This is a genomic window from Caulobacter sp. GW821-FHT09B08 (assembly GCF_059418225.1).
The window spans coordinates 821,594-845,365 of sequence record NZ_JBWKPL010000002.1 but is presented as its reverse complement, the minus strand read 5'-3'; the positions used below and the strand labels follow the sequence as shown (position 1 = coordinate 845,365).

At 69.2% G+C, this 23,772-nt stretch carries 26 protein-coding genes; 14 read left to right on the top strand and 12 right to left on the bottom strand.

Annotated features, from left to right (window positions below; all coding sequences use genetic code 11):
• Positions 1 to 200: 200 nt before the first annotated feature.
• Both AC07OA_RS10270 and AC07OA_RS10265 read right to left on the bottom strand, forming a co-directional pair.
• A complete protein-coding gene (locus AC07OA_RS10270) occupies positions 201 to 3,200 on the bottom strand; it encodes a sensor histidine kinase (protein WP_494663694.1) in 3,000 nt (999 codons plus the stop codon).
• A 100-nt stretch (positions 3,201 to 3,300) separates the two neighbouring features.
• Entirely contained in the window at positions 3,301 to 3,552 is a 252-nt protein-coding gene (locus AC07OA_RS10265) for a hypothetical protein (protein ID WP_494663693.1), read from the bottom strand.
• 235 nt (positions 3,553 to 3,787) lie between these two features.
• Between AC07OA_RS10265 and AC07OA_RS10260 the strand changes: the two genes are divergently transcribed.
• From AC07OA_RS10260 to AC07OA_RS10240, 5 genes are read left to right on the top strand one after another with little or no spacing between them, the layout of a single operon-like run.
• Entirely contained in the window at positions 3,788 to 4,111 is a 324-nt protein-coding gene (locus tag AC07OA_RS10260; RefSeq protein WP_494663751.1) for an ArsR/SmtB family transcription factor, read from the top strand.
• Complete coding sequence (locus tag AC07OA_RS10255; RefSeq protein ID WP_494663692.1) at positions 4,108 to 4,539, top strand: SRPBCC family protein; 432 nt, start codon at positions 4,108 to 4,110, stop codon at positions 4,537 to 4,539. The genes AC07OA_RS10260 and AC07OA_RS10255 overlap by 4 nt, the downstream gene beginning before the upstream one ends.
• Before the next feature lie 53 nt (positions 4,540 to 4,592).
• On the top strand, positions 4,593 to 4,796 hold the full coding sequence (locus AC07OA_RS10250) for a hypothetical protein (RefSeq protein WP_494663691.1): 204 nt from the start codon (positions 4,593 to 4,595) through the stop codon (positions 4,794 to 4,796).
• Complete coding sequence (locus AC07OA_RS10245) at positions 4,793 to 5,221, top strand: DUF1801 domain-containing protein (protein WP_494663690.1); 429 nt, start codon at positions 4,793 to 4,795, stop codon at positions 5,219 to 5,221. The genes AC07OA_RS10250 and AC07OA_RS10245 overlap by 4 nt, the downstream gene beginning before the upstream one ends.
• A 4-nt stretch (positions 5,222 to 5,225) precedes the next feature.
• On the top strand, positions 5,226 to 5,648 hold the full coding sequence (locus AC07OA_RS10240) for a DUF1801 domain-containing protein (RefSeq protein ID WP_494663689.1): 423 nt from the start codon (positions 5,226 to 5,228) through the stop codon (positions 5,646 to 5,648).
• Between the two features lie 2 nt (positions 5,649 to 5,650).
• Here AC07OA_RS10240 and AC07OA_RS10235 read toward each other — a convergent pair whose 3' ends face one another.
• A complete protein-coding gene (locus AC07OA_RS10235) occupies positions 5,651 to 5,788 on the bottom strand; it encodes a hypothetical protein (RefSeq protein ID WP_494663688.1) in 138 nt (45 codons plus the stop codon).
• 250 nt (positions 5,789 to 6,038) lie between these two features.
• Here AC07OA_RS10235 and AC07OA_RS10230 point away from each other — a divergent pair, with 250 nt between their 5' ends.
• The 5 genes from AC07OA_RS10230 (at position 6,039) to AC07OA_RS10210 (ending at position 12,728) form a co-directional block, all read left to right on the top strand.
• The gene (locus AC07OA_RS10230; RefSeq protein ID WP_494663687.1) at positions 6,039 to 8,300 is read left to right on the top strand and encodes a TonB-dependent receptor; all 2,262 of its coding nucleotides are present in this window, start codon (positions 6,039 to 6,041) and stop codon (positions 8,298 to 8,300) included.
• Positions 8,297 to 9,484: an MFS transporter gene (locus AC07OA_RS10225; protein WP_494663686.1), complete on the top strand. Its 1,188-nt coding sequence runs from the start codon at positions 8,297 to 8,299 to the stop codon at positions 9,482 to 9,484. The genes AC07OA_RS10230 and AC07OA_RS10225 overlap by 4 nt, the downstream gene beginning before the upstream one ends.
• 66 nt (positions 9,485 to 9,550) lie before the next feature.
• On the top strand, positions 9,551 to 10,252 hold the full coding sequence (locus AC07OA_RS10220; RefSeq protein WP_494663685.1) for a TetR/AcrR family transcriptional regulator: 702 nt from the start codon (positions 9,551 to 9,553) through the stop codon (positions 10,250 to 10,252).
• Between the two features lie 40 nt (positions 10,253 to 10,292).
• A complete protein-coding gene (locus tag AC07OA_RS10215) occupies positions 10,293 to 11,567 on the top strand; it encodes a D-arabinono-1,4-lactone oxidase (protein ID WP_494663684.1) in 1,275 nt (424 codons plus the stop codon).
• 9 nt (positions 11,568 to 11,576) lie between these two features.
• Positions 11,577 to 12,728 (top strand): DSD1 family PLP-dependent enzyme, encoded by a 1,152-nt coding sequence (locus AC07OA_RS10210; RefSeq protein WP_494663683.1) that lies wholly within the window; start codon positions 11,577 to 11,579, stop codon positions 12,726 to 12,728.
• 6 nt (positions 12,729 to 12,734) lie between these two features.
• Here AC07OA_RS10210 and AC07OA_RS10205 read toward each other — a convergent pair whose 3' ends face one another.
• Positions 12,735 to 13,871, bottom strand: coding sequence for a DegT/DnrJ/EryC1/StrS family aminotransferase (locus AC07OA_RS10205; RefSeq protein ID WP_494663682.1), 1,137 nt, complete (start codon positions 13,869 to 13,871; stop codon positions 12,735 to 12,737).
• 269 nt (positions 13,872 to 14,140) lie between these two features.
• Between AC07OA_RS10205 and AC07OA_RS10200 the strand changes: the two genes are divergently transcribed.
• Together AC07OA_RS10200 and AC07OA_RS10195 are read left to right on the top strand one after the other, a co-directional pair.
• Positions 14,141 to 14,917 (top strand): DUF2092 domain-containing protein, encoded by a 777-nt coding sequence (locus tag AC07OA_RS10200; protein WP_494663681.1) that lies wholly within the window; start codon positions 14,141 to 14,143, stop codon positions 14,915 to 14,917.
• Between the two features lie 11 nt (positions 14,918 to 14,928).
• Entirely contained in the window at positions 14,929 to 15,519 is a 591-nt protein-coding gene (locus AC07OA_RS10195) for a hypothetical protein (RefSeq protein WP_494663680.1), read from the top strand.
• Here the strand turns inward: AC07OA_RS10195 and AC07OA_RS10190 are convergent.
• The 6 genes from AC07OA_RS10190 to AC07OA_RS10165 all read right to left on the bottom strand — a co-directional run bounded on the left by AC07OA_RS10190 (position 15,516) and on the right by AC07OA_RS10165 (position 19,782).
• The gene (locus AC07OA_RS10190; RefSeq protein WP_494663679.1) at positions 15,516 to 16,133 is read right to left on the bottom strand and encodes a flavin reductase family protein; all 618 of its coding nucleotides are present in this window, start codon (positions 16,131 to 16,133) and stop codon (positions 15,516 to 15,518) included. The genes AC07OA_RS10195 and AC07OA_RS10190 overlap by 4 nt on opposite strands.
• A 53-nt stretch (positions 16,134 to 16,186) precedes the next feature.
• Entirely contained in the window at positions 16,187 to 16,888 is a 702-nt protein-coding gene (locus tag AC07OA_RS10185) for a sigma-70 family RNA polymerase sigma factor (RefSeq protein ID WP_494663678.1), read from the bottom strand.
• Between the two features lie 48 nt (positions 16,889 to 16,936).
• The gene (locus AC07OA_RS10180; protein WP_494663677.1) at positions 16,937 to 17,560 is read right to left on the bottom strand and encodes a DUF4136 domain-containing protein; all 624 of its coding nucleotides are present in this window, start codon (positions 17,558 to 17,560) and stop codon (positions 16,937 to 16,939) included.
• Between the two features lie 187 nt (positions 17,561 to 17,747).
• A complete protein-coding gene (locus AC07OA_RS10175) occupies positions 17,748 to 18,758 on the bottom strand; it encodes an HAD family hydrolase (protein WP_494663676.1) in 1,011 nt (336 codons plus the stop codon).
• Between the two features lie 11 nt (positions 18,759 to 18,769).
• Complete coding sequence (locus AC07OA_RS10170) at positions 18,770 to 19,414, bottom strand: hypothetical protein (protein ID WP_494663675.1); 645 nt, start codon at positions 19,412 to 19,414, stop codon at positions 18,770 to 18,772.
• Entirely contained in the window at positions 19,411 to 19,782 is a 372-nt protein-coding gene (locus tag AC07OA_RS10165; RefSeq protein WP_494663674.1) for a DUF1622 domain-containing protein, read from the bottom strand. The genes AC07OA_RS10170 and AC07OA_RS10165 overlap by 4 nt, the downstream gene beginning before the upstream one ends.
• A gap of 210 nt (positions 19,783 to 19,992) precedes the next feature.
• Between AC07OA_RS10165 and AC07OA_RS10160 the strand changes: the two genes are divergently transcribed.
• Positions 19,993 to 20,967 carry a formylglycine-generating enzyme family protein gene (locus AC07OA_RS10160; protein ID WP_494663673.1) on the top strand — a complete coding sequence of 325 codons (975 nt, stop codon included), beginning with the start codon at positions 19,993 to 19,995 and terminating at the stop codon, positions 20,965 to 20,967.
• 19 nt (positions 20,968 to 20,986) lie between these two features.
• Positions 20,987 to 21,916 carry an HAD family hydrolase gene (locus AC07OA_RS10155; protein ID WP_494663672.1) on the top strand — a complete coding sequence of 310 codons (930 nt, stop codon included), beginning with the start codon at positions 20,987 to 20,989 and terminating at the stop codon, positions 21,914 to 21,916.
• Between the two features lie 54 nt (positions 21,917 to 21,970).
• Here AC07OA_RS10155 and AC07OA_RS10150 read toward each other — a convergent pair whose 3' ends face one another.
• The gene (locus AC07OA_RS10150; protein WP_494663671.1) at positions 21,971 to 22,396 is read right to left on the bottom strand and encodes an EF-hand domain-containing protein; all 426 of its coding nucleotides are present in this window, start codon (positions 22,394 to 22,396) and stop codon (positions 21,971 to 21,973) included.
• Between the two features lie 50 nt (positions 22,397 to 22,446).
• Positions 22,447 to 23,556, bottom strand: coding sequence for a BamA/TamA family outer membrane protein (locus tag AC07OA_RS10145; RefSeq protein WP_494663670.1), 1,110 nt, complete (start codon positions 23,554 to 23,556; stop codon positions 22,447 to 22,449).
• Positions 23,557 to 23,772 lie beyond the last annotated feature (216 nt).

Here is a 23,772-nt window from a genome sequence, read left to right as displayed (position 1 = left end):
GTCCAGGCGTCCAGGCGTCCAGGCGTCCAGGCGTCCAGGCGTCCAGGCGTCCAGGCGTCCAGGCGTCCAGGCGTCCAGGCGTCCAGACGTCCAGGCGTCCAGGCGTCCAGACGAGAACGCTCTATGGTTATATTTCTGATAATATTACTTAGGCGATAAACATCTAAATCCCTCCCGAGCCCCGGCCATCCTGGTTTCCGTCACTTCCGCGTCGATCCCAACCCCTTCCAGACGCCCACCGCGCGTCCGGCCAGATCGCGTAGCCAGCGGCTGCGGCGGCGGGCGTAGGCCACCGAGGCCGGGATATGCAGCGCGACGCTGGAGCCGGCGTCGGGCTGGCTTTCCAGGGTCAGGGTCGCGCCCATCCGGCGTGCGCGTTCGCGCATGCCGACCAGGCCGAAATGGCCGTCCTCGCGCGAGCGCGGTGGCGCGGCGGTGTCGAAGCCGCGTCCGTCGTCGCGCACCGTGACCCGCAGGCCGCCGAACGTGTATTCGACCAGCACGCGCACCTGGCGGGCCTGGGCGTGGCGCGCGGCGTTGAACAGCGCCTCGCCGGCGATGCGCGCGGTCTCGTCGGCGATCTGGGGCTCCAGCGCGCGCGGCGCGCCCTGGCTGGTCACGGCGACATCCTGGCCTGGCGCGAACGGCTGCTGTTCGATCAGCTCCTGCAGGATGGCCTCCAGCCGCCGGCCGTCCGGCGAACGCAGGTCGCGGACCCGGTCGCGTCCCTCCACCAGCACCGTCTCGGCCCGCTCCAGCGCGGTGTCGATGGCGTTGCGGGCCGGATGCGCCTCCGGCAGATGGTCGGCGGCGGCCTGGAACCGCAGGATCAGGCCCTGCACTCCCTGCAGCAAGGTGTCGTGCAGCTCGCGGGCGATCCGCTCGCGCTCGGCCGTGCGCTCCTCCAGCCGCTCGCGGATGTTGCGGGCGACGCGGCGCAGCCGCAGCGAATAGAGCATCCAGAGCGCGAAGCCGACCGCGGCCGCGCAGAGCAGCCGGAACCACCAGGTCTCGATCAGCGTCGGCGGAATGACGATCGCCAGCGACGCCCCTTCGGTGTTCCAGACGCCGTCCTCGTTGGCCGCCATGACCTGGAAGCGGTAGTGGCCCGGGCGCAGGTCGTTGAAGAAGGCCTCGCGCCGGTCGCCCGCCTCGATCCAGTTGGAATCCAGGCCCTCCAACCGGAAGCGGAACCGCACGCGGCTGGGCACCGAGAGGCTTCCGGCCGCATAGCCCACCGACAGGCTTCGGGTCCCGGCCGGCAGGGTCGTGTCCTGGGGATCGCGGATCCTGTGGCCGCCGGCGGTCAGTGAACGGACCGCCACGGGCGGCGGCGTGGCGTTGCGCGTCAGCCTTGCAGGGTCGATCACCAGCACGTTGCGGCGCGTCAGGAACCAGATCCGGCCATCGCCCCCCTCGGCCGCCTGGGCGCCGGGAATCTTTTGCGGATAGCTGTTGAGGCCGTCGCGGAAGTCGAACACCTGGTGCGGCAGCGGGACGCCCGGTCGCGCGAAGGCGTTGTCCAGGTCGGTGGTGCGCATGCGCACGATACCCGCGTCGCCGATCGTCCAGGTGTCCCCGGCCCGCGTCTGCACCAGCCCGTTGACCGAGGCCAGCCAGGGATAGGTCTGGGCGCCGAGCATCTGGACCTTTTCCGCCGCGAGGCGCGCGATCCCCTTCCCGCCGCTGACGAACACGGCCGAGCGCCCAGCCATGACGCCCTCGATCTCGCCGACGCCCATCCGCTCGCGGTGGACGGCCACGAACGGGCCCTCGCCGCCGCGTGGCGCGCCTCGGTAGAGGACGACCGCCCGCCCCCGCGGATCGCGCACCACATTGGCCGGCGGCCCGCCGCCTGGGGCCACGGGCCAGTTGAACCAGCGTCCGCCGGTCAGCTGGTTGAGCCCGTCCTCCAGGGCGGGAATCCACAGCCTGCCCTCCCCGTCCTCGGCGCAGCCGTAGGAATAGGCCTCGGCCGGACGCGGAAACACCGACCGGCCGCCGGGCCCCAGCCGCACCACCTCGGCGTTCAGGGCCATCCAGAGGCTGTCGCCGGAACCGGCGCAGAGCGCGGCCGGCAGAGCGTTCACCTTGGTCGTCGCCCGCGCCGATCCTCCGGGCGCGATGGCGTAGAGCGTGTCGGTGTCGCTGACGAACACCGTCCCGTCCCCGCGCGCCGCCAGGCGGTAACCCTGGGCCGAGTTCTGGGGGATGTTCGGCTCGACCACCACGGCCGCCGGCCGCAGCATGTCCAAGCCCAATTCGGTGCCGACCCAGATATTGCCTTCCCGGTCCTCGAACAGGGCGTGGGTCTGGTCGGACGTCAGGCCGTCGCGGGCGGTGAAGGCGCTCGGCCGACCCTGGGTCAGCCGCGCGACATTGAACACTCCGTCGGTCCAGGTGGTGCCCCACAGCTGGCCGCGACGGTCGAACAGGATGCGGGCGCCGCCCACCTCGCCGGCCTGGGGAAGCGCCTGGTCGGCCAACGGCCGGGCGCGCGGCCGGATCGGGCGGGTGGAGCGCGTGTCGGAAACCCAGATCGCGCCGTCCGGGGTCTCGCCGATGCTGGCGCGGGGCGTGACCTGTTCGCCGGTCGGCTGGAAGCGCGTCGCGCCGGCGGGCTTGAACACCACCGTGTTGTTCAGCACCACCCACAGGGCGCCGTCGCGCGAGACGTGTATGTGCCAGACGCGCCCGGACGGCAGGCCGGATTCCGGGCCGATCTCGTCCCATCGCCCCTTGCGCCAGCGCGCCAGGGTGTCGGCGCCGCGCCCTCCCCGGGCTACCCAGATCGCGCCGTCCGGCCCTTCGGCCAGGCCGGTGACCTCGCGCGAGGGATTGGGCATGCGCGCGTCGATCAGATGGCCCCGGCGATAGATCGCCACCCCGCCGCCGCGCGCCAGCCCCACCCAGACGTCGCCCGAACGGGCGCCCAGCACCTCGGCGACCACCAGTCGCGCCGGCTTGGCGGCCTCGCTCTCGATCTTCTCGAAGGTGACGCCGTCGAAGCGGAAAAGACCCTCGACGCCGCCCAGCCACAGATAGCCGTCCCGCGACTGGCCGATGGTGTTGATCCGGCCCGGTGCGCCGTTCTCGACCGACCAGCGGACGTGCTTGTAGTCGCTGGTCAGGGAGGCGGCGGTCGCCGACGAGGAGATCGCGAGGGCGACCGCCAGGGCCGCCGGCGCCAATCTCCTCATCAGTCCAAGCGCCATGATCCGCCCTGCCCCCGCCACGCATCTTCGCCGTAAGCCAGAGACCGACTCAAGGCCATCGAAGATTGCGCCGGGACCGGAAGGATCAGTTCATGCGGTCGTTGACATAGACGACCATGGCCTCGAACAGCGCGTCGCGCGCCTGGGGCGCCTCGATTTCCTGCGATCCCAGGCGGGCGAGATATTCCAGCTCGTCTAGGCCCAGGCGGGCCGCGTCCGCGCGGGCGTTGCGCGCCAGGAAGCCGATCTCGTCGTCGCGATCGGTCTGCGCCTCCAGCCACCTGATGAAACGCGGCGACTTGTTCGATCGCCGCTGTTGCCCGCCCAGGGTGCGCATGACCCGTGGCTCCCTCGCCCATCGACCTGCCCTGCACGGAGTATCGCCAACCTGGGAGCTTCAGTGAATCCGGTAGAGTCCGAAGGGCCTACGGTGATCTCTTCGCCCAATTTGCCGAGTCTCACCGCGCCGGGTCCGGTCGATCGCGTCGCGAAATTCCGGCTTGGCAAATGCATATCTCTAGAGTTATGAGTTGATCGATAGCTGGAGAGTTATCTTTTCCATGTCGACGCCCATGCCCGATGCTCACGACGTCCTTTTCAGGACCCTCGCCGACCCGACCCGGCGGGCTCTCTTCGAACGGCTGTGCCGCGACGGCGAACAGACGGTCGGGGCGTTGACGGCGCAGGCCGGCGTGTCCCAACCCGCCGTCTCCAAGCATCTGGGCGTTCTGAAGCAAGCCGGCCTGGTGCGCGACCGGCACGAGGGACGCCACACCCACTTCAGCGCCCAGCTGGGCGCCCTGGCCCCGCTGACCGACTGGACGAACCGGATGGCGGGGTTCTGGGAAGCCCGCTTCGACAGCCTCGAAAACCTGCTCGATAGGATGGATCAATGAGCCCCCTCGCCCCCGAAATCCGCTCCGTGGTGGTCGAGCGCGACATCGGCCACGCGCCGGAAAAGCTCTGGCGCGCCCTGACCCAGCCCCACCTGATGGAGGAATGGCTGATGAAGAACGACTTCAAGCCGGACGTGGGCCACCGCTTCAATCTGCGCGGCGAATGGGGCGGCGTGCTGGATTGCGAGGTCTTGGCCATCGAGCCGCACAGGTCGCTGTCCTACAGTTGGAACTTCAAGCACGAGGATCCCGCCTACGACCTGACCAGCGTGGTGACCTTCACCCTGACCCCGACGGGAAACGGCACGCATCTGCGCGTCGAGCAGTCCGGGTTCCGGCCCAACCAGAAGCAGGCCTACGGCGGCGCGCATGCCGGCTGGAAGACGTTCCTGGAGAAGCTGGACCAGGTGGTCTCGGGACTGGACTGATCGTCGTCACGAGCAGCGCGGAGTCGCGGGCGCATCATTGAAGGGAGTTGGACATGAACTGGAACACGTGGGTGCGGCAGATCCATCGCTGGATCTCCATCGCCTTCACCCTGGGCGTCATCACCTACATGGTCGCCATGAGCCAGGGGCAGCCGCCGGCCTGGCTGGGCCTCTTCGCCCTGGTTCCCCTGATCCTGCTGCTGGTGACGGGGCTCTACCTGTTCGCCCTGCCCTATGTCGCGAGGCGGAGGTCGTGACGTCCGGACCCGAACTGCTCTCCGGCGGCAATCCCCGGATCGCCAAGGGCGACGGCGAGGCGCCGGTGCAGGCCTATATCGCCGCCATGCCAGGCTGGAAGAGCGATGTCGGCCGCCGCCTGGACGCCGTCATCACCCGGGCGGTTCCCGGCGTGGCCAAGGCGGTCAAGTGGAACTCGCCCTTCTACGGCGTGGAGGGCCAGGGCTGGTTCCTGGCCGTCCATTGCTACGCCCGCTACGTCAAGGTGGCCTTCTTCCAGGGCGCGAACCTGACCCCTCCCCCACCCGGCGCGTCCAAGCAGGCGCTGGTGCGCTACCTGGACATCCACGAGAACGACGCGCTGGACGAGGCTCTGTTCGCCGACTGGGTGAAACAGGCCAGCCAACTGCCCGGCGAGCAGTTCCGAACGACCCCCAAGAGGTGAGATCATGATGAAGAAGACCAGCGACGCGACCGCCGAAGCGGGCGACGCCGCCGCTCAGATCGACGCGAAGATCAAGGCCCTGGGCGACTGGCGCGGTGAGATGCTGGCCAGGATTCGGGCGCTCGTCCACGAGGCCGACCCCGAGGTGGTCGAGACTGTCAAATGGGGCGGCGTTCCGGTCTGGGAGCACGACGGCATCATCAGCACCGGCGAGACCTACAAGGCCGTCGTGAAGATGACCTTCGCCAAGGGCGCGTCGCTGGAGGACCCGTCGGGCCTGTTCAACTCCAGCCTCGAGGGCAATACGCGGCGGGCCATCGACTTCCGCGAGGGCGAGACGATCGACGAGGCGGCGTTCAAGGCGCTGATCCGCGCCGCCGTGGCGCTGAACATGTCCAAGCCCAGGAAGAAGCCGCGCGGCGCCTGAGGTCAGATCGAGGCCGTGATCGCCGCCCGCGCCGGGATGTCTCCGGCGTGGGCCCTCGATCCGATCATGGCCGACAGTATGGCCGCGCCCAGGATGATTCCGAGCAGGCCGGCGCTTTGCCAGAAGTGGGACGAATGCATGATGTGCTCCCTCGGTCTGAAGCACTCTGCCGACTCGGTGGCGGCGTTCAATCCGGCCGAACCCTGACCATGGCGCCGGCGAATCCTAGCCTTTGCATGGGCGTCGGCAGTCCGAAATTCGGGCGTCGATCGCTAGGAATGCCCGTGAATAGGGCGTGATGGGCAGTCGAACGTCGCTCAGTGAACGGCGCTTGCCATAACGATAGCTATAACTACTATATCCCCAATAAATCAGTAGCGGGGGTGTGGAATGCGGAAGCTTCAAGTGCTCGCGGGCGTCGCCGGCGCGGCGATGATGGTGGCGGCCAAACAGGCCGCGGCGCAGGAGGCGACCGCTCTCGAGGAGATCGTCGTCACCGCTCAGAAACGGTCCGAGAACCTCCAGGACGTGCCGGTCTCGGTGACCGCCATGACCGCCGACCAGCTCAGGGACCAAAGGGTCGGCGACGTCCTGGCCCTGTCGGGCCTGGCGCCGGGCCTGCAGATCAAGACCGACGACAACGCCGCCAACCCCCGGATCTTCATCCGCGGCATCGGGGTCAACGACTTCAACCCAGCCACCGCCAGCGCCGTGGGCGTCTATGTGGACGGGGTCTATGTGGCCTCGCCCCTCGCTCAGATGGCCGGCTTCTACGACCTGCAGCAGGTCGAGGTGCTGCGCGGGCCCCAGGGCACGCTCTACGGTCGCAACACCACCGGCGGGGCGATCAACGTCACCACCAAGAAGCCGACCAGCACGCCGCAGGGCGACCTGGCCGTCGACTACGGGCGCTTCAACTCGATCAAGGTCGAGGGCGGGTTCGGCGGCCCCGTCGCCGACACCCTGGCCTTCCGGATCAGCGGCCTCTTCGACAAGAGCGACGGTTACACGCTCAATCGCCTGACGGGGAACAAGGGCAACGACGCCGACCGCCGGGCCGTTCGCGGCGCCCTGCGCTTCACGCCCGACGACAAGCTGACGGTCGACGTCTCGGCCAGCTACAGCAAGTCCAAGGGCGGCTCGATCCTGACCTACAACCGCTCGCTGGTGGCCCAGACGGCCGATGCGGCCAGCACGGCCACGCCCGATCCGACCTTCGGCTACATCTTCTGCAAGCCGGAATATTACACCTCCGGCCAGTGCACGAACGTCGCCGGCTACGCCAACACCAGCACCAACAAGTACGAGGGCGACTACCGGTTCGAGGGCAAGGACATCGTCAAGCTGTTCGGCGCCACGACCGCGATCACCTACGACTTCGGCCCGGTCAGCCTCTATTCGATCACGGGCTACCAGAGCGCCAAGCGCGACGACTACGAAGAGACCGACGCCAACCCGATCTCGATCTTCGACGCCCGCTACATCGCCCAGCAGGACACCCTGAGCCAGGAACTGCGGCTGCAGTCGAACGGTCCGACCCAGCTGCGCTGGGTGGCGGGCGTCTACGCCGCGCGCGACAACCTGGACAATGACAGCCACTACAACGTGCTGGAGGTGGCCCGCGTCCCCGATCCGGTCAACAACCCCACGGGCATGGATCCCGCCAACAGCATCGGCGTGTTCGGCTGGCCGCTGCACCAGAAGACCACCAGCTACGCCGCCTTCGGCCAGGTGGACTACGACCTGACCTCGCGCCTGACCCTGACAGGCGGCCTGCGCTGGTCGCAGGACAAGAAGACCTTCCACTATGTCAGCGACGTCGATTACGGCCTGCTGACCCTGTTCGTGCATGACGACGAAAAGAGCTTCAGCTCGGTCTCGGGGCGCCTTGGCCTGCGCTATGCGCTCAGCAACGACGCCAACGTCTATGCGACCTACAACCGGGGCACCAAGAGCGGCGGCTTCTTCAGCGGCCAGACGGTCGTCGAGGAGGACCTGAAGCCCTATAAGGACGAGACGGTCAACGCCTACGAGATCGGCGCCAAGAGCGAGTTCCTGGACCGTCGCCTGCGCGTCAACGTCTCGGCCTTCTACTACGATTACAAGGACTTGCAGGTCTATACGATCCTGGCGCGTCCCAACATGCCGCCCACCCAGTTCTTCACCAACGCCTCGGCGGCCCGGGTCTATGGCGGCGAGGCCGAGATCGAGGCGCGGCCGGTGACGGGCCTGTCCCTCACCCTGGGCGCGTCGCTGCTCAGTGCCGAATACAAGGACTTCCAGTCGCTGGCCGAGGACTATTCGGGCAACACCCTGCCGTCGGCGCCCAAGGCCAGCCTGAACGGCGCGGCGCGCTACACCCATCCGGTGGGCGGCGGCGACCTGACGACCCAGCTGGACTTCACCTACCGCAGCAAGGTCTATTACGACACGGCCAACACCGAGCGGCTCAGCGACAAGGCGCGCGCCTATGTCAACGGCCAGGTCGGCTGGGCCTTCGCCGATGGCCGCTACGAACTGGGCGTGTGGGGTAAGAACCTGGCCGACACCACCAACATCTCCGACATCACCGCGATCGCCGCCTTCGGCTTCGACGTGTTCAGCATGGGACCGCCGCGCACCTACGGCGTCTATTTCCGAGCCAAGTATTGAGCGCGGCCGAGTCCCCGGCGCTCGCCGAGCCGCCCGTCGCCGACGGGGCCTGGATCGGTGATCCGCCGAGCCTGAGCCAGCGGCTGGCGGTCTTCTGGATCGGCCTGGTCGGGGTGCTGTTTCCGGGCGTCGGACCCCTGCTGCTGGGTGGCATGGAGGCGGCTGGCCGCCTGACCGCCGGCCAGATCGGCGTGGCCGGCATGGGCGAACTGGTGGCCATGGGCATCGGCGCGGCGGTGATCGGCCCGCTGTTCGGCGAGCGCCGGCTGCGGCTGGCGGCCGTAACCTGCGGCCTGCTGCTGGCGGCGCTGGACCTGGCGACCACGCGAACGTCCGGCGACCTGCTGATCCTGGTGCGCGCCCTGGCCGGACTGCCGGCCGGCGCCATGATCTGGCTGATCACCGGCATGATCGTCCGCTCGCCCCGGCCCGAGCGGTGGTCGGGCCTCTACCTGACCATCCAGACCCTGGTCCAGCTGGGCGTGGTGAGCGCCATCGGGGCCTTCGTCGTGGGGCGGTTCGGCCCCGACGGCGGCTTCCTGGTGCTGGCCGTGCTGACCGTCTCGGCCGCCGTCGCCGGCCTTGCGGCGCCCCGTATCTATGAGCCCTTGCCCAAGGCCGAGGACAATCCCAAGGGCCTGCCCTCGCCGCGCGGCTGGGTCGCCCTGGCGGCCGTCTTCTGCTTCCAGGCCTTCATACTGGCCGTCTGGATCTATGCCGAGCCGCTGTCGCGCCAGGCCGGACACGCGGCCAGCGTCGCCAGCGCGGCCTTCGCCGTCTCCCTGGCCGCCCAGGTGGCCGGAGGCGCGGCCGCCACGGCCCTGGCCGGGCGGCTGTCGTGGTTCTGGTCGCTGGCCGTCGCGGTGGTCGTGGCCCTGGCCGCCCTGCTGGTGATGGTCAGCCTGCCGCCGGCGGGGGTGTTCCTGGCGGCCTCGGGCGTGTTCGGCTTCGTCTGGCTGTTCGCCTCGCCCCTCCTGACGCCTCTGGCCATCGAGGCCGATCCCAGCCGTCGCGCGGCCCTGTTGGGACCAGGCGCCAGCCTGCTGGGCTGCGGCGCGGGGCCCCTGCTGGCCTCGTTCGTGGTGACCGGCGCCGACGTGCGTCCGGCGGTGTGGCTGGGCGCGGGCCTGGCGGTGGTCACCCTGGCGGTCGTGGCCGGTCTGCACCTGACGAAGTCGCGCTAAGCGGTCGGCTCGATTGGCTTTTCCCTAAAAGCGCTCTAGTCCAGGGAGACTTGAAGGAGAAACCGCATGCCGAAGGCGACGGCCAGGAAGACCGCCGGCCCCGACATCGCGCTGGACGCCAAGCTGCAGCCCACCCAGGCGCGGGCGCAGGACACCTACGAGATCGTCCTGGCCACGGCCGGCGAGATGCTGGGCGAGATCGGTTTCGAGCAACTGACCACCAACGCCATCTGCAAGCGCGCCGGCCTGACCCCGCCGGCCCTCTATCGCTACTTTCCCAACAAGTACGCCATCCTCAAGGAGCTGGGCGACCGGCTGATGAAGGCCCAGGACGACATGGTGTTCGCCTGGATGGAGGCCGGCGGCATGGAGGGCGACACGCCCGCCGAGCGGATCGGCAAGAACGTGCTGATGCTGACCGAGATGATCGAGATGACCCGCCGTTTCCCCGGTGGGGCGGCGATCGGCCGTGCCCTACGCGCCGTGCCCATGCTGCAGCAGCTGCGCTTCGCCTCGCGCGACATGGTGGCCGGCCAGTTCGCCGAGGTGCTGATGCAGCGCTATCCCGGCGCCTCCGAAGCCCGCGCCCGCATGGCCATGCGGATGATGGTCGAGCTGACCTACTCGGCCACCGAGATGGCCGTCGAGGAACCTGACCAGGACGCCGAAGCCCTGAGCCGCGAGGTCTGCCTGCTGTTCGAGCGCTATTTCGACACCTTCGGCGACCCGTCCCTGGTTCCGTGGAACGACGTATTGCAAGAACGGTAGTTTTTACTATCATACCTGCATCGCGAACGGGGAGACGGGCATGTCGGGGTGGAACAACTGGTCGGGCAGCGTCGCCTCCTCCCCTCGCCTGATCGCCAAGCCGCGCACGGCCGCCGAACTTGCCTCGCTGATCGGTCAGGCCGGCAAGGTCCGCGTGGTCGGCGCCGGCCACTCGTTCATGCCGCTTTGTGAAACCGGCGACTTGCTGCTGAACCTGTCGGACTACGAGGGCGCGGTCGACATCGCGGCCGACCGTAAGACCGTCTGGGCGCCGGCCGGCTGGAGCCTCAAGCGGCTGACGGCGGCCCTGTGGGCGGAAGGCCTGTCGCTGATCAATCAGGGCGACATCAATCCCCAATCCCTGGCCGGGGCGATCTCGACCGGCACCCACGGCACGGGGGCCGAGCTGGGCAGCCTGTCGACCCAGGCCTGCGGTTTCCGCCTGATGACCGCCGACGGCCAGATCGTCGAATGCGGCCCGGACCTGAACCCTCGGCTCTACCAGGCTCAGCGCCTGTCCCTGGGCCTGCTGGGCGTGGCCGTCGAGATCCGCATCAACGTCGTGCCGGCCTATTATCTGGAAGAACGCGTCGAGCGCCGGCCGCTGGCCGAGGTGGCCGAACGCCTGGACGAGCTGGCCGCCGCCACGCGCCACATGGAGTTCTTCGTCTTCCCCTATTCGGACGACGTGATCTTCAAGACCCTGAACCCCGTCCCGGCCGAGGATCCCGGTCGTCCCGCCAAGGAGATCGGCGAGGACACCGAGGCCAGCTTCAAGGCGGTCTGCGACCTCTGCGCCGCCCTGCCGGTGCTGACCGGGCCGTTGCAGCGCCTGGTCATGAAGACCATGGGCAAGCCCACCCGTCGCGCCGGTCCCGCCTACGAGATCTTCCCGTCCGAGCGGAACATCCGCTTCGAGGAGATGGAGTACGAGCTGCCGCGCGCCGCCGGCATCCCGACGCTGAAGGCGGCCATGGCCCACATCCGCAAGCGCCGCCTGCCGGTCACCTTCCCGTTCGAGTTCCGCCTGGCGGCCGGCGACGACATCTGGATGAGCCCCTTCAACGGCGGCCCCGGCGCGTCGATCTCGTTCCACCAGTACGCCAAGATGCCCTGGCAGGCGCTCTTCAAGGAGATGGAAGCCGTGCTGGCCGACGGCGCGGGCCGCCCACACTGGGCCAAGCGCCACACCCTGACGACCGCCGACGTCCACCGGCTCTATCCGCGCGCCGGCGACTTCGTCTCGGCCTGCAAGACCTGGGACCCGACCGGCAAGTTCGCCAACGTTCACCTCACCGAACTCTTCGGCCTCTAGAGAACCGCCATGACCGACCAAGACCTGCATGCCGGCCTGATCGGCGCGCCCGGCTCGCGCCGCGAGCTCAACACCCCGGTGCTGGTGATCGACCGCCCTGCCCTGGAGCGCAACATCGCCCGCATGGCCGATTTCGCCGCGAGCAAGGGCGTCAAGCTGCGGCCCCACGCCAAGACCCACAAGAGCGTCGACATCGCCAAGCTGCAGGTCGCCGCCGGCGCGGTGGGCCTGTGCTGCGCCAAGATCGGCGAGGCCGAGGTCCTGGCCGAGGGCGGGGTGACGACGGGCCTCCTGATCACCTCGCCGGTGGTCTCGGCCCCGGCCATCGCCCGCCTGATCGCCCTGAACGGCAAGACCGACGACCTGATGACCGTGGTCGACAACCCGGCCAACGTCATGGGCCTGGGCGCGGCCGCCGAGGCGGCGGGCAAGCCGCTGAAGGTGATCATCGACCTGGATCCCGGCATCCACCGCACCGGCGTCGGTTCGCCCGAGGCGGCGGTGGCCCTGTTCCAGGACATCCAGGCCCAGCCCGGCCTGATCTATACCGGCCTGCAATGCTATTGCGGCATGCAGCAGCACATCGAGAGCTTCGCCGACCGCAAGGCCAATCTCGAGGATCGCGGGGCCTATATTCGCACCGTGATCGACGCCCTGACCGCCGCCGGCGGCGCGCCGCCGATCATCTCGGGCTCGGGCACCGGCTCGCACCGGATCGACGCGGAGCTGGGCATCTTCACCGAGTTCCAGGTCGGCTCGTACGTGTTCATGGACGGCCAGTACCTGGTCTGCGACATCGCCGGCGACGGGGCCGACGAGAGCCCCTACGAGGCCTCGCTGCTGATCGACGCCCGGGTGGTCAGCGCCAACACGCCGGGCATGGTCACCGTCGACGCGGGCTTCAAGGCTCTGTCGACCGATGCGGAGCCGCCCAAGGTGCTGGGCGGCGCGCCGGAGGGTTCGCGCTACTTCTTCATGGGCGACGAGCACGGCGCGATCCTGCCGCCGCCGGGCGAGGCGACGCCGGGCCTGGCCGAGCGGGTGATCCTGGGCGCGCCGCACTGCGACCCGACCGTGAACCTCTACGACACCTATCACGTGGTCGAGGGCGACACCCTGGTGGCCCTGTGGCCGGTCTCGGCGCGAGGCCGTTCCCGCTAGCGAGCCTTAGCCCAGAACGCGGGCCAGCGAGTCCGAGACGCGGGCGATATCGGCCGGCGTCAGGTCGATGGCGAACGGCAGGCCCAGGGTGGCGTTGGCCAGCCGGCGGGTGTTGCTCAGGTCGTCGCAAGGGGCGTCGACGAAGGCCGGGCTGACATGGCAGCCCTGGCCCCACCAGCGGCGGGTGGCGACGCCGTCGGCGTGCAGGGCGGCCTCGACCGCGTCGGTCGAACCGTCGGGCAGGCCGACCACGCAGACGCTGGTCGTCCAGCGCTCGCCCCAGCCGGCCTGGAAGCGGACTTCCGGGAGGGCGATCAGCGACCGGCGCAGGGTCTGGGCGGTCATGAACCAGCGCAGCCGGTCGGCCGGCCAGGCGTCGAGGGCGGCCAGGCCCACGGCGGCGGAATATTCGCTGAGCTTGGCGTTGGTGGCCGCGCGCAGGGCGTCGCGGCTGCCGTTGAAGCCGAACATGGTCTGCTGGCGCACGCGGTCGGCCAGGCCCTCGTCGCGGGTGGCCAGGAAGCCCCCCTCTCCCATCCCCGCCACCTTGGTGGCGTGCAGGCTGACCACCATCGGCAGGTCGGCGTCGTTGGCGGTGTCGAAGGCGGCGGCGGCGTCGATCAGCACGCGCACGCCGGTGGCGTCCTGGAAGGTCTTCCAGCTTTCCAGATCGGGCATGCGGCCGAAGGCGGCGACCGGGATCACGGCCGAAACCGAGCCCGGCGCGCGGGCCAGGGCGGCGCGGGTCGCCTCGGCGTCCAGCATCCAGGTCTCGGCGTCGACGTCCACGAACCAGGGCGTCAGCCCGGCCTGGACCACGGCGTGGGCGGTGGCGACGAAGGTCCAGGACGGCACGGCGCACAGCGTGCCGCGCGGCAGTTCCATGGCCTGAAGGGCCAGGGTCAGGGCCTGGGTGGCGTTGACCGTGGTGACGACGCGCGCGCCGGCGCCGAAGCGCGCGGCCAGGCGGTCCTCCATCTCGGCCAGCAGCGGGCCGAAGTTGGAGTACCAGCGCGCGGTGTCGATGCGCTGGAGGTACGGCAGGATCGCGTCGGCCGTCGGCAGGCGCGGACGCGCCACGGCCACCGGCTCCAGATGCGCCTCTTGCGCTGAAAGCTTCTGAATCACGCCACCCCGAGTCACGGCGCTCTCCCGTCATCCGATCGGCAAACCTGGACGCGATATGGTTAACGCAATCCTTAGCCTTGGGGAACGTCAGGCCTCTGAGCGTTGCCGCGCAAGGGAAAGAGGCGGTGTCGCGACGTTATGTCCCGCTTTTCCGGCCCCGGGAGATGTTCCGGCCGGGCCAGGGTTCTGACGGGCGGCGTCTAGGGAAATGCCCCGATACCCACCACCCGCCCCCCGAGCCCATCCTGCCGGCTGTTCGAGGACCGGGCCTGGAGGCCAAACCCATGAAACCCCTTCGCATGTTCCTGGCGGCTTCGGCGACCCTGTGTGTCGCCCTCGGCCTTGGCGGCCTGGCCCAGGCGCAGACGCCGGCGCCGGCCGCGGCCGCCAAGCCAGACGCCGACGCGCTGGCGGCGCTGAACAAGATGGGCGAGGCGCTGCGGGCCATGACCGCCTTCACCGTCACCGCCGACGTCACCACCGAACAGGTGCTCGACAGCGGCCAGAAGCTGCAGTTCGGCGGCGACCTGAAGATCGAGGCCCAGCGCCCCAGTGGCTTCAAGATCGCCATGAGCACCGACCACCAGGCGCGCGAGATCTATTACGACGGCAAGTCGATCACGCTGTTCGCGCCCAAGGTCGGCTACTACGCCTCGGTCCCCGCCCCGCCGACCATCGGCGCGACCCTGGACGTGACCAAGGAGAAGTATGGCGTCGAGATCCCGCTGGCCGACCTCTTCTACCTGGGCACGGACCCGACCCTGACGGCGCGGATCCAGTCCGGTTTCAACGTCGGGCCCGAGACGGTCGACGGCCTGGCCTGCCAGCACTACGCCTTCCGGCAGAAGGCCGCCGATTGGCAGATCTGGATCCGCACCGACGGCCCCGCACTGCCCTGCAAGATGGTGATCACCACCACCCAGGACCCGGCCCAGCCGCAATACACGGCCGTGATGAAGTGGGAAGCCAAGGCGCCGGCCCAGTCGGCCTACACCTTCGCTCCGCCCGCCGACGCACACCGCATCACCCTGGCCGACCTGTCGGCCGCCGGCGCGAAATGAGGGCTTTCCCCATGACCAAGATCCAACCTGCCCTGATCGCCGCGGCCGCCGCCCTGGGCCTGACGGCGCCGGCCGCCGCCGTCGCCGCCGACGTTCCGGCCCCTCGATCCGCGCTGTATGAATCCCTGCTGCCCAAGTCCGCCTCGACCGCCGATTGCCAGCGTCGCGGCGGCGGAGGCGGCGCCCGTCCGGCGTCTCGCCAAGGCGGCGGATCGGCCCGTCCCGCCCCGGGCGGCGGCGGGAACCGGGGCGTGCGCACCAACGCCAGCGCCAACGTCAATCACAACGTCAACGCCAACCGGAACACCAACATCAATCGCAACACGAACGTGAACCGGAACGTCAACGTGAACGTCGACAATCACTACGACTATCACAACGGCTGGGACGACCATTACCACCCCATCGCGACCGGAGTGGCCATCGGCGCCACGGCGGCGGTGACGGCGGCGGTGGTGGGCTCGATCGTCTACAGCGTGCCGCCCAGCTGCTCGACCGTGATCGTCAACGGGATCAGCTATTCGCAGTGCGGCAGCACCTGGTACGAGCCCCGCTACTCCGGGACGACCGTGCAGTACGTGGTGGTCAACGCCCCCCGCTAGGCGGGCCGCCGCATCAGGAACTTCTGGGCCTCGCCGACCGTGAAATAGTCGGCGGGGCCGCCGCCGCGCAGGATCGGCTCGGCGGCCACGGTGTCGTAGACGCCGTCCACCAGCAGCGCCTGGTCGATATGGACCATCACCACCTCGCCCAGGGTCATCCAGGCGTCCACCAGCGCGCCCTCGGCGTCGGTCAGGCGGATCAGCTGGGTCAGGCGGCATTCGAACGCCACGGGGCTCTCGGCCACGCGCGGCGGGGCCACCTTCTTGGACGGCGCGGCGGTCAGGCCCGCCAGTTCGAACTCGTCCACCGCCGCGTCCACCGTCGCCGAGGTGACGTTCAGCGCCTCGGCCAGGGACCGGGTCGCCAGGTTCCAGACGAACTCGCCGGTCTCCTCGATGTTGCGCACCGTGTCCTTCCAGCTGGTGCTGGAGAAGCCGATGATCGGCGGCTTGTAGTTGAAGGCGTTGAAGAAGCTGTAGGGCGCCAGGTTGCGTACGCCCGACGCGCCGACGCTGGAGATCCAGCCGATCGGCCGGGGCGCGATGATGGCGTTCAAGGGATCGTGCCTCAGGCCGTGACCGGCCTTGGGGTCGTAGGAATGGATCGCGGTCATGGTCGCCTCGCCCTGTCCGCTCCTCTTAGGCGGACCTGAGGCGAGGCGCCAGTCTAGCCGCGGGCGTCCGACAGGGCCGACAGCTCGGCCATGATCAGCCCCGCCGCCAGCGAGGCCGGCGTGGCGTCGTAGTCCAGGTCGCCGTTCTCGAGCAGCAGGGCCAGCTTGGCGCGCGCCCGGCAGACCCGGCTCTTCATGGTGCCCTCGGGCACGTCGCACATCTCGGCGGCCTGGCGGTGGGAGAAGCCGCCCGCCCCGACCAGGATCGCCGCCTCGCGCTGCTCGTCGCTCAGAGCGTTCAGGGCGTTGCGCAGGTCGTTCAGCATCAGCGACTGGACCTGGTCGGTCCCCGTCGCGGGCACCTGGGCGGTCATGGCCTCGTCCAGCGGCGTCTCGCGCCAGATCCGGCGGCGCTGGGAGTAGAAGTGGTTGCGGGCGATCTTGAGGATCCAGCCCTTGAAATTGGTGCCGACGCTGAATTGCTTGCGGTGCTGCCAGGCCTTCAGCAGAGCGTCCTGGGCCAGGTCGTCGCCGGCGGCCGCGTCGCCGCAGAGGCCGCGGGCGAAGGACCGCAGCACCGGGATGCTGGCCACCACCTGCCGCCGGAACTCCGCGTCGTCCAGGGCGGTGCGTTCGGCGGGAGGGGCGAAGCTGCGGGTCTCGCCCGCGACGCCCGCGACGCCGGCGTCGGTATCCGCATCCGCCCAGCGGGCCGAGGTCTGCAGGAGTTTCTCGGTGGGGCTCAGGTCCGTCATGGACGTCTCCGAAATTCGAGGGGCGTTCGAAGTGACGAGGCAGTCGTCCTAGCCGGCGGGCGGCGCGCCGGGCGGCAGGGTCTTGAGCATGTCGGCGACGACGGCGTTGATCCCGTCCTGGGTGACGTCCTTCTGGTCGACGCGCTTCTGGGAGGTGGCGCGCCAGGCCAGCTTGCCGCTGGCGGTGTCGACCAGGTCCAGCATCAGGGATCCCTCGACGTAGTTGATCGACTTGACGTCCACGTCCATCGGGGCGCCGTACATGCCCCAGCCGTAACCGCCGATGCAGCCGCGCACGCCGCAGGCCACGCCGCCGGGACCGCCCATGCTGGACGCCGAATAGTCGGTCCGGTTCTGCAGGCCGATGTGATAGGCGACCAGCACCTTGGCTTGGCCGGCGGCGACCTGGCGGTAGCCCTTGGCGGCCAGGTTGGTGTCGACCGCCGTCCGGATGCGCTCGCGGATGATGTCGTTGTCGACGCGCGGGTCGCCCGAGCCGGGCTGGGCGTCCGGCGCCCAGGCATAGGTCGAGCCGGCGATCGGGGTCTGGCCGGACAGGACCGACACCTTGCCTCCAGGGCTTTCGCATCCGGCGAGGGCCAGGCAGGCGACGGCCGTGGCGGCGAGAAGCGCCCGAGGCATGATCTTGGGGGGCATGATCCTGGACGGCATCGGACGAACTCCTGTCTGCGTCGCGCGACCGCGCCTGGGTGCGGTTCATGCTCGAACTCTCCGCCTGCGCGGCGGCGGTCTCAATCAGGTGAAACCCTGACCGTGGGACGTAATCTCTTGAGTTGAGCGATTGGCGGAAACCGGCCCGCCAGAAGGGCCGGGGAAATCCGACCCAAGACCGCGCCGTCTAGGGCTTTGCCGCGAACACGGTCTTCCAGTCGGCCTTCATGCTGACGACGGTCCAGCCGTGGGCGGTGGCTTCGTCCAGGGCCTTGTCCAGCGTGCCGATCTTCGATTGCCGGTCGTAGGCGTATTCGCGCGCGGCGTCGTCATGATGGACCAGGACCTGCAGGCTGGGTCGGGCGCTGGAGGCCGAGTACTGCAGCATCTGCAGGTCGCCGTCGGAGTTGCCGACCGCCACCAGCGGCGCGCGCCCGATATGCAGGTCGATGTTGGCGGGCTTGCCGGGGCCGTCGTCCAGGCTATTCAGGGCCGATTGGGCGACCAGCACCCCCTTCCCGTCCCGGATCTCGAACTGGGTCTTCAGGCTGGAGCCGATCACCTGTTCGGGCGGCACGCCATAGGCCTGCTCGGCGAACGTCCGCATGAACTGCACCTCGCCGCCCGAGACGATGTAGGTCTTGAAGCCCGACGCCCGCAGATAGGCCAGCAGCTCCAGTTGGGGCTGATAGGTCAGCGCGGTGTAGGGCGTCTTGAAGCGCGGATGGCGGGCTTGGTCGAACCAGGCCTTGGCGACCGCCTGATACTCCTGCGTCGTCAGCCCGACCTGGACGGCCAAGGCGGCCTCGGCCAGTTCCTGCTCGCTCAGCTTGGCGATGGCTGCCTGGTCGTGGTCGGCGATGGCCGCGAAGGCGGGCCTCTCGCGCAGCTTGGGATCCTTGGCCACCATCTGGCCGATCCGCTCCATGGCGAAGGCGACCTGGAAATAGATGGGCTGCTCTGCCCACAGGGTGCCGTCGTTGTCGAACACGGCGATCCGTTCGGCCGGGGGCACGAAGTCGGCGCCGGGCCGGGTCACCCGGGCGACATAGGCGGTGATGGCGGTCTTGGCCGGGCCGGCGTTCCAGGAGGGCAAGGGATCGGCCGCCGGCGGGCTCGCCAGAGCGGAGCTCGATACGATCCCGGCCGCCAGGGCCAGGGCGGCGATGCGGCCCAGCAGGGTTCTGCGCGTGGGCATGGGAAACTCCGTCAGAAAAAGCCCTTCAGCGACAGGGTGGGCAGATGGGCCACCTGGGCGGCGCTGACCGCGCAGATGACGAAGGCGATCAGGATCAGGGCCGCCTTGACCCGGGTTCCCTTGAAGGTCTGGCTGATGCCACCGAAGAACAGGGCGACGGCCAGCAGCACGGTGCCGCGCACGAATCTGTCGCTGATGTCGTTGTCCTTCTGGCCCCGTTCGAACAGGGCGTCGGCCTGGCGTTGCAGACGTTGGGATTCCGCCAGCCTGGTCGAGTGATACTGCGGCATGGCGAAGGGGGTTCGCGGCGCGGCGGGATTGGTCAGGGGCTCGGCCCGCAGCCAGGCCTCGAAGGCGACGGCGAATTCCGGCCGGAAACGCTGGCGGTAGAAGGCCTGGAGCAGCGGCTCCTTCTGGGCGGTCGCGCTCAGCCAGCCCTGGAACATCAGGAGGTCGGCGGTCTCCAACTGACCGGCCGCCGTCGCGGCGCTGGTGGCCTGCACCCGCGCGGCGCTGGCCTGGGTGTAGTGCGCGGCCTGTTCGCCGTCCCACAGGGCGGCCTGGAAGCTGACCCAGGAGGTCATGGCCGCCGCCACCGAGATCACCACGGCGGCGGCGATTTCGATCAGGTCGGCGCGGTCGAGCCGCTCGCTCACGGGCGCGTTCCCGCGTCCGCGGTCTCGTCGTCCTCGGTGTTGAACTCCTCCATGTCGCGTTCGAGGAAGTAGTTCAGCGCCGTGCGGATCAGGGCGATGGCGCCCAGGCGGCCGATGTCGTCCCAGGTGGGGGCGATGGCGGTGCGGACGATGTCGGCGGCCAGGGCGAACTCCAGGGCCAGGACGATCCACATCGCGAACTTGGTCCAGACCTCGCGCCGCACGCGGCGGGACCGGTCGCGGCCGGAGCCGACCACCAGGGCGGCCTTGACCAGGGTTTCCACCATGCCGATGGCGATGCAGACCACCGAACACAGCTCGGCGGCCAGCGCGACATAGTTGGCGCATTCCCGCAGCAGATTTTCCATGGGGAGACCTCGCGTCGGACCGCGTTGGAGGCCCTCAGCAAACGGCAATCGCCCCGCCCGCGCCATCCGGCGAAGCGCCGGGCCGCCCCCGGTGAAACCTGCATCGAACACCGCGAGGCTAGGGAAATTTCCCTTCGGCGCCGGGGGGATCGCCTGATCGATCAGGGCCGCCGCCCATGATCACTAGAAGACCTGTCGGCGGAGCATCCGATGAAGAGCCTCCTCAATCCCGTTCCCTCGTCGCCGTCCGGCGCGAAGCCGTTGCGGGAGGCGATGGTGTGGATTCCCGGCGGGGTCTTCACCATGGGGTCGGACCGGCATTATCACGAGGAGCGGCCGTCCCGCCGGGTGGCGGTCGACGGCTTCTGGATCGATCCTAGCCCGGTGACGAACCGTCAGTTCGCCCGCTTCGTGGCGGCCACCGGCTACGTCACCTTCGCCGAGCTTCCGCCCAATCCCGCCGACTATCCCGGCGCCGATCCCGCCATGCTCGTGGCCTCGTCGATGGTGTTCAACCCGCCTCGGGGTCCAGTCGACCTGCGCCATCCCCTTCAGTGGTGGGCCTTCGTCCCCGGTGCGGACTGGCGTCATCCCTATGGTCCCAGCAGCAGCCTGGAAGGGCTGGACGATCACCCGGTGGTGCACGTGGCCTGGGTCGACGTCGTGGCCTATGCCGACTGGGCGGGGCTGGAACTGCCGACCGAGGCGGAGTGGGAGCTGGCCGCGCGCGGCGGGCTGAACGACGCCGAATATGCCTGGGGCGAGGACTTCCAGCCGGAAGGCCGGCACATGGCCAACACTTGGCAGGGCGACTTTCCGCACCAGAACACCCTGGAGGACGGCTGGTCCCGCACCTCGCCGGTCGGCGCCTATCCGCCCAACGGCCATGGCCTGTACGACATGATCGGCAACACCTGGGAGTGGACGGCCGACTGGTGGTCGACGCCGGATCTCGCAGACGCCGCGCCCCGCTGCTGCGCGGCCAAGAACCCGCGCGGCGGCGGCCAGGAGGCCAGCTGCGAGGCCGACGGCCTGGGCATTCCGCGCAAGGTGCTGAAGGGCGGATCGCACCTGTGCGCGCCCAGCTACTGCAAGCGCTATCGCCCGGCGGCGCGGCACGCCCAGCCGATCGACACGTCCGCGTCGCATGTGGGGTTCCGCTGCATCGCCCGATCCAGCGGCTGATCCGTTCGGAGGCGCGAACATGACCAAGGTGCCCCTGCCCAGCTGGTCCGATACGACGCCGCGACGGAAGATCCTGGACTTCGTCGCCCGCGTCACCCGCCCGGGCGGCCGCGACTACGTGGCGCCGGCCGACCGCGTCGCGGTGTTCGACAACGACGGCACCCTGTGGGTCGAGCATCCGCTCTACGCCCAGGGCATGTTCGCCCTGGAGCGCGCCAAAAGCATGGCGGGCTCGCATCCCGAGCTGGCCGCCACCCCGGCGTTTCAGGCCTTCGTGCACCAGGACCTGCCGGGGTTGGCCGCGTGCGGCAAGCAGGCGGTGGTCGAGCTGCTGCTGCAGCTGCACGCTCACGCCACCGAGGAGTCGTTCGCCCTGGAGGTCGCCGCCTGGCTGACCGAGGCCCGGCACCCGCGCTTCGACAAGCCCTATACCGCCCTCGCCTACCAGCCGATGCGCGAGCTGCTGGCCTATCTGGCCGCCAACGACTTTCGCAACTTCATCGTCACGGCCGGCGGGGTCGACGTGGTTCGGATGTTCAGCGAGCAGACCTACGGCGTGCCGCGCGAACGGGTGATCGGCTCCAGCGGCAAGACCGAGTTCCGCCTCAACGGCCGCCGGGCCGAGATCCGCAAGCTGCCCGAGGTCAATTCGTTCAACGAATACGCCGAGAAGCCGCTGAACATCGCCCTGCACATCGGACGGCGGCCGATCCTGGCGTTCGGCAATTCCGACGGCGACCTGGCCATGCTGCAATACGCAGATTCCGGTCCCGGCCGGCGGTTGGCGATGCTGCTGCATCACGACGATCCCGAGCGCGAATACGCCTACGACAAGGACACCCACGTCGGGAAACTGGACGTGGCCCTGGGCGTCGCGGCCGAACGCGGCTGGACGGTGGTCAGCATGAAGGACGACTGGTCGCGGCTGTTTCGGGAAAAGTCCCGCTAGCGGCGCGAAAACGCCCGCCGACTTCGGGTCGACGGGCGTGGTTCGGCGCGGCGGCTAGTGCTGGGCGGCGGCCATCTTGTCCAGCTTGGCGGCCTCGGCGCGGGTGATCACGCCGTCCTTGTTCAGGTCGTACTTCACGAACCTGGGACCGGTGGCGGCGTCGATCTCGGCGGGGGTCACATAGCCGTCCTTGTCGGTGTCCAGCGCCTCGAACAGGCCGGCCTTGCCGACCTTGGGCCAGCCGTCGACGCCTTCCTCGCGAGCCTCGGCCCGGACGCGCTCGGCGCCCTTGGCCCATTCGGCGGCGCTGATCTTGCCGTCCTTGTCGTGGTCGGCGCGCATCAGGAAGGCGCGGCGATTGTCCTGGTATTCGGTCTGGGTCACCTTGCCGTCCTTGTTGGCGTCGGCGAGCAGCGCCTGGGCGTTGGCGCCGGACGCGGCCATCAGGGCGACGGCGGTGAGCAGGAGAAGTCTACGCATCTAAGCCTCCAGGGAATGGGGCCATGGCCCCGAGAAACGACGGGGCGGCGTCAGAAGGCCTCGCCGATGTAGAAGTAGAGCGCCGACGTTCCGTCCCCGACCGCGTAGTCGATGCTCACATTGACCCGGTACTTCTTGGACGCCTCGAAACGGGCCCCCACGCCGGCGGCCGGCAACAGGTCCTTGGTGTTGAGCTTGGAGAACTCGCTGGCCACCTCGCCGACCCCCACGAAGGCCACGGCGCCGAACCGCTTGTAGAGCTTGCGCCGCACCTCGCCCTGGACGGCGAACATGGCGTGGTCGCGGTACTGGCCGGACGTGTAGCCGCGCAGGTCGTTGCTCTGGCCGTAGTTGCACAGGTCGTAGAACGGCGCGCCGCCACCCGACCGGCAGATCGAGCCACGCCAGGCCAGGACGGTCTTGTCGTCGACCGCGTGATAGCCGTTCACCGCCGCCGTGATCCGCGGATAGTCGAAATCGCTGCCCAGCGCGCTGTCGGCGTACAGCCACTGGGCGTTGGCGTAGACGCCGGTCCGGGGATTGTATTCGTTGTCGCGGCTGTCGAACTCGCCGGCCAGGCCCAGCTGCGACACCTGGCTCTCCAGTTCGATCTGAGGCAGCTGGAACTGCGGCAGGATGCTGGCCGTGTCGACCGTGGTGTCCATCTTGATGTAGCGGTAGCGAAGCCCGCCGTGGACGTGCTCGCCCAGGCGCGCCAGCACCTCGGCCACGCCGCCCGACGCCTTCTGCTCCAGCGAGATCGAGCGGCCCTCCGAGCCGGCGTCCGAGCCGATGCCGAAGAAGTCGACATTGAACACGCCCGTCCCGACGCCGGCCGTGATCCGGTATTTGTCGCCGCCCAGATAGGCCTTCTGGAAGGCCGCCACGCCCCAGCTCTTGGTGTCGGTGTAGAGCCCGCCGGCGCCGCTGGTCCATGGGCGGGCCGAGCCGCCGGGCTGGTAGATGGCCAGGGCCGCCACGCCCAGGCCGTTGCCGATGGCCGGATTGGCCATGGGAATGGGCATGATCACGAAGCTGGGCTTGACGTGTCCCACCTGCTCGACGGGCGCGCGCATGGCGGCGGTGGTCGACTCGACGTCCTGCGCCCACAGGGGCGTCGGCAGTACGGCGAGGAGTCCGCAAAGGAGCAGATGGCGCACGACGGCGGCCTTTCAGCGAGAAAGTCCGCCAACCTTGGACGCCGTTGGAATTCCGACAATCAGGTGAAGCCCGTGCTCCCGAGCAGGGCTTTCGGTATTGGCGGGTCGGATCGGACCCAGCGAAAGTGCATCAGGGATCTAGGGTGAATAACTAAGGGTTTCACCTAGTAGATGCATGCGCCAAAGCGCTGCAACCGTGCTCATGGGTTAGAGCAT

Excerpts from the sequence above, each read along its gene's own strand:
- AC07OA_RS10270 (WP_494663694.1), bottom strand. The coding sequence starts at position 3,200 with ATGAGGAGATTGGCGCCGGCGGCCCTGGCGGTCGCCCTCGCGATCTCC.
- AC07OA_RS10220 (WP_494663685.1), top strand. The coding sequence starts at position 9,551 with ATGCCGAAGGCGACGGCCAGGAAGACCGCCGGCCCCGACATCGCGCTG.
- AC07OA_RS10255 (WP_494663692.1), top strand. The coding sequence starts at position 4,108 with ATGAGCCCCCTCGCCCCCGAAATCCGCTCCGTGGTGGTCGAGCGCGAC.
- AC07OA_RS10240 (WP_494663689.1), top strand. The coding sequence starts at position 5,226 with ATGATGAAGAAGACCAGCGACGCGACCGCCGAAGCGGGCGACGCCGCC.
- AC07OA_RS10165 (WP_494663674.1), bottom strand. The coding sequence starts at position 19,782 with ATGGAAAATCTGCTGCGGGAATGCGCCAACTATGTCGCGCTGGCCGCC.
- AC07OA_RS10160 (WP_494663673.1), top strand. The coding sequence starts at position 19,993 with ATGAAGAGCCTCCTCAATCCCGTTCCCTCGTCGCCGTCCGGCGCGAAG.
- AC07OA_RS10260 (WP_494663751.1), top strand. The coding sequence starts at position 3,788 with ATGCCCGATGCTCACGACGTCCTTTTCAGGACCCTCGCCGACCCGACC.
- AC07OA_RS10190 (WP_494663679.1), bottom strand. The coding sequence starts at position 16,133 with ATGACCGCGATCCATTCCTACGACCCCAAGGCCGGTCACGGCCTGAGG.
- AC07OA_RS10210 (WP_494663683.1), top strand. The coding sequence starts at position 11,577 with ATGACCGACCAAGACCTGCATGCCGGCCTGATCGGCGCGCCCGGCTCG.
- AC07OA_RS10155 (WP_494663672.1), top strand. The coding sequence starts at position 20,987 with ATGACCAAGGTGCCCCTGCCCAGCTGGTCCGATACGACGCCGCGACGG.
- AC07OA_RS10215 (WP_494663684.1), top strand. The coding sequence starts at position 10,293 with ATGTCGGGGTGGAACAACTGGTCGGGCAGCGTCGCCTCCTCCCCTCGC.
- AC07OA_RS10185 (WP_494663678.1), bottom strand. The coding sequence starts at position 16,888 with ATGACGGACCTGAGCCCCACCGAGAAACTCCTGCAGACCTCGGCCCGC.
- AC07OA_RS10195 (WP_494663680.1), top strand. The coding sequence starts at position 14,929 with ATGACCAAGATCCAACCTGCCCTGATCGCCGCGGCCGCCGCCCTGGGC.
- AC07OA_RS10200 (WP_494663681.1), top strand. The coding sequence starts at position 14,141 with ATGAAACCCCTTCGCATGTTCCTGGCGGCTTCGGCGACCCTGTGTGTC.
- AC07OA_RS10230 (WP_494663687.1), top strand. The coding sequence starts at position 6,039 with ATGCGGAAGCTTCAAGTGCTCGCGGGCGTCGCCGGCGCGGCGATGATG.
- AC07OA_RS10175 (WP_494663676.1), bottom strand. The coding sequence starts at position 18,758 with ATGCCCACGCGCAGAACCCTGCTGGGCCGCATCGCCGCCCTGGCCCTG.
- AC07OA_RS10235 (WP_494663688.1), bottom strand. The coding sequence starts at position 5,788 with ATGCATTCGTCCCACTTCTGGCAAAGCGCCGGCCTGCTCGGAATCATC.
- AC07OA_RS10150 (WP_494663671.1), bottom strand. The coding sequence starts at position 22,396 with ATGCGTAGACTTCTCCTGCTCACCGCCGTCGCCCTGATGGCCGCGTCC.
- AC07OA_RS10180 (WP_494663677.1), bottom strand. The coding sequence starts at position 17,560 with ATGCCGTCCAGGATCATGCCCCCCAAGATCATGCCTCGGGCGCTTCTC.
- AC07OA_RS10250 (WP_494663691.1), top strand. The coding sequence starts at position 4,593 with ATGAACTGGAACACGTGGGTGCGGCAGATCCATCGCTGGATCTCCATC.
- AC07OA_RS10265 (WP_494663693.1), bottom strand. The coding sequence starts at position 3,552 with ATGCGCACCCTGGGCGGGCAACAGCGGCGATCGAACAAGTCGCCGCGT.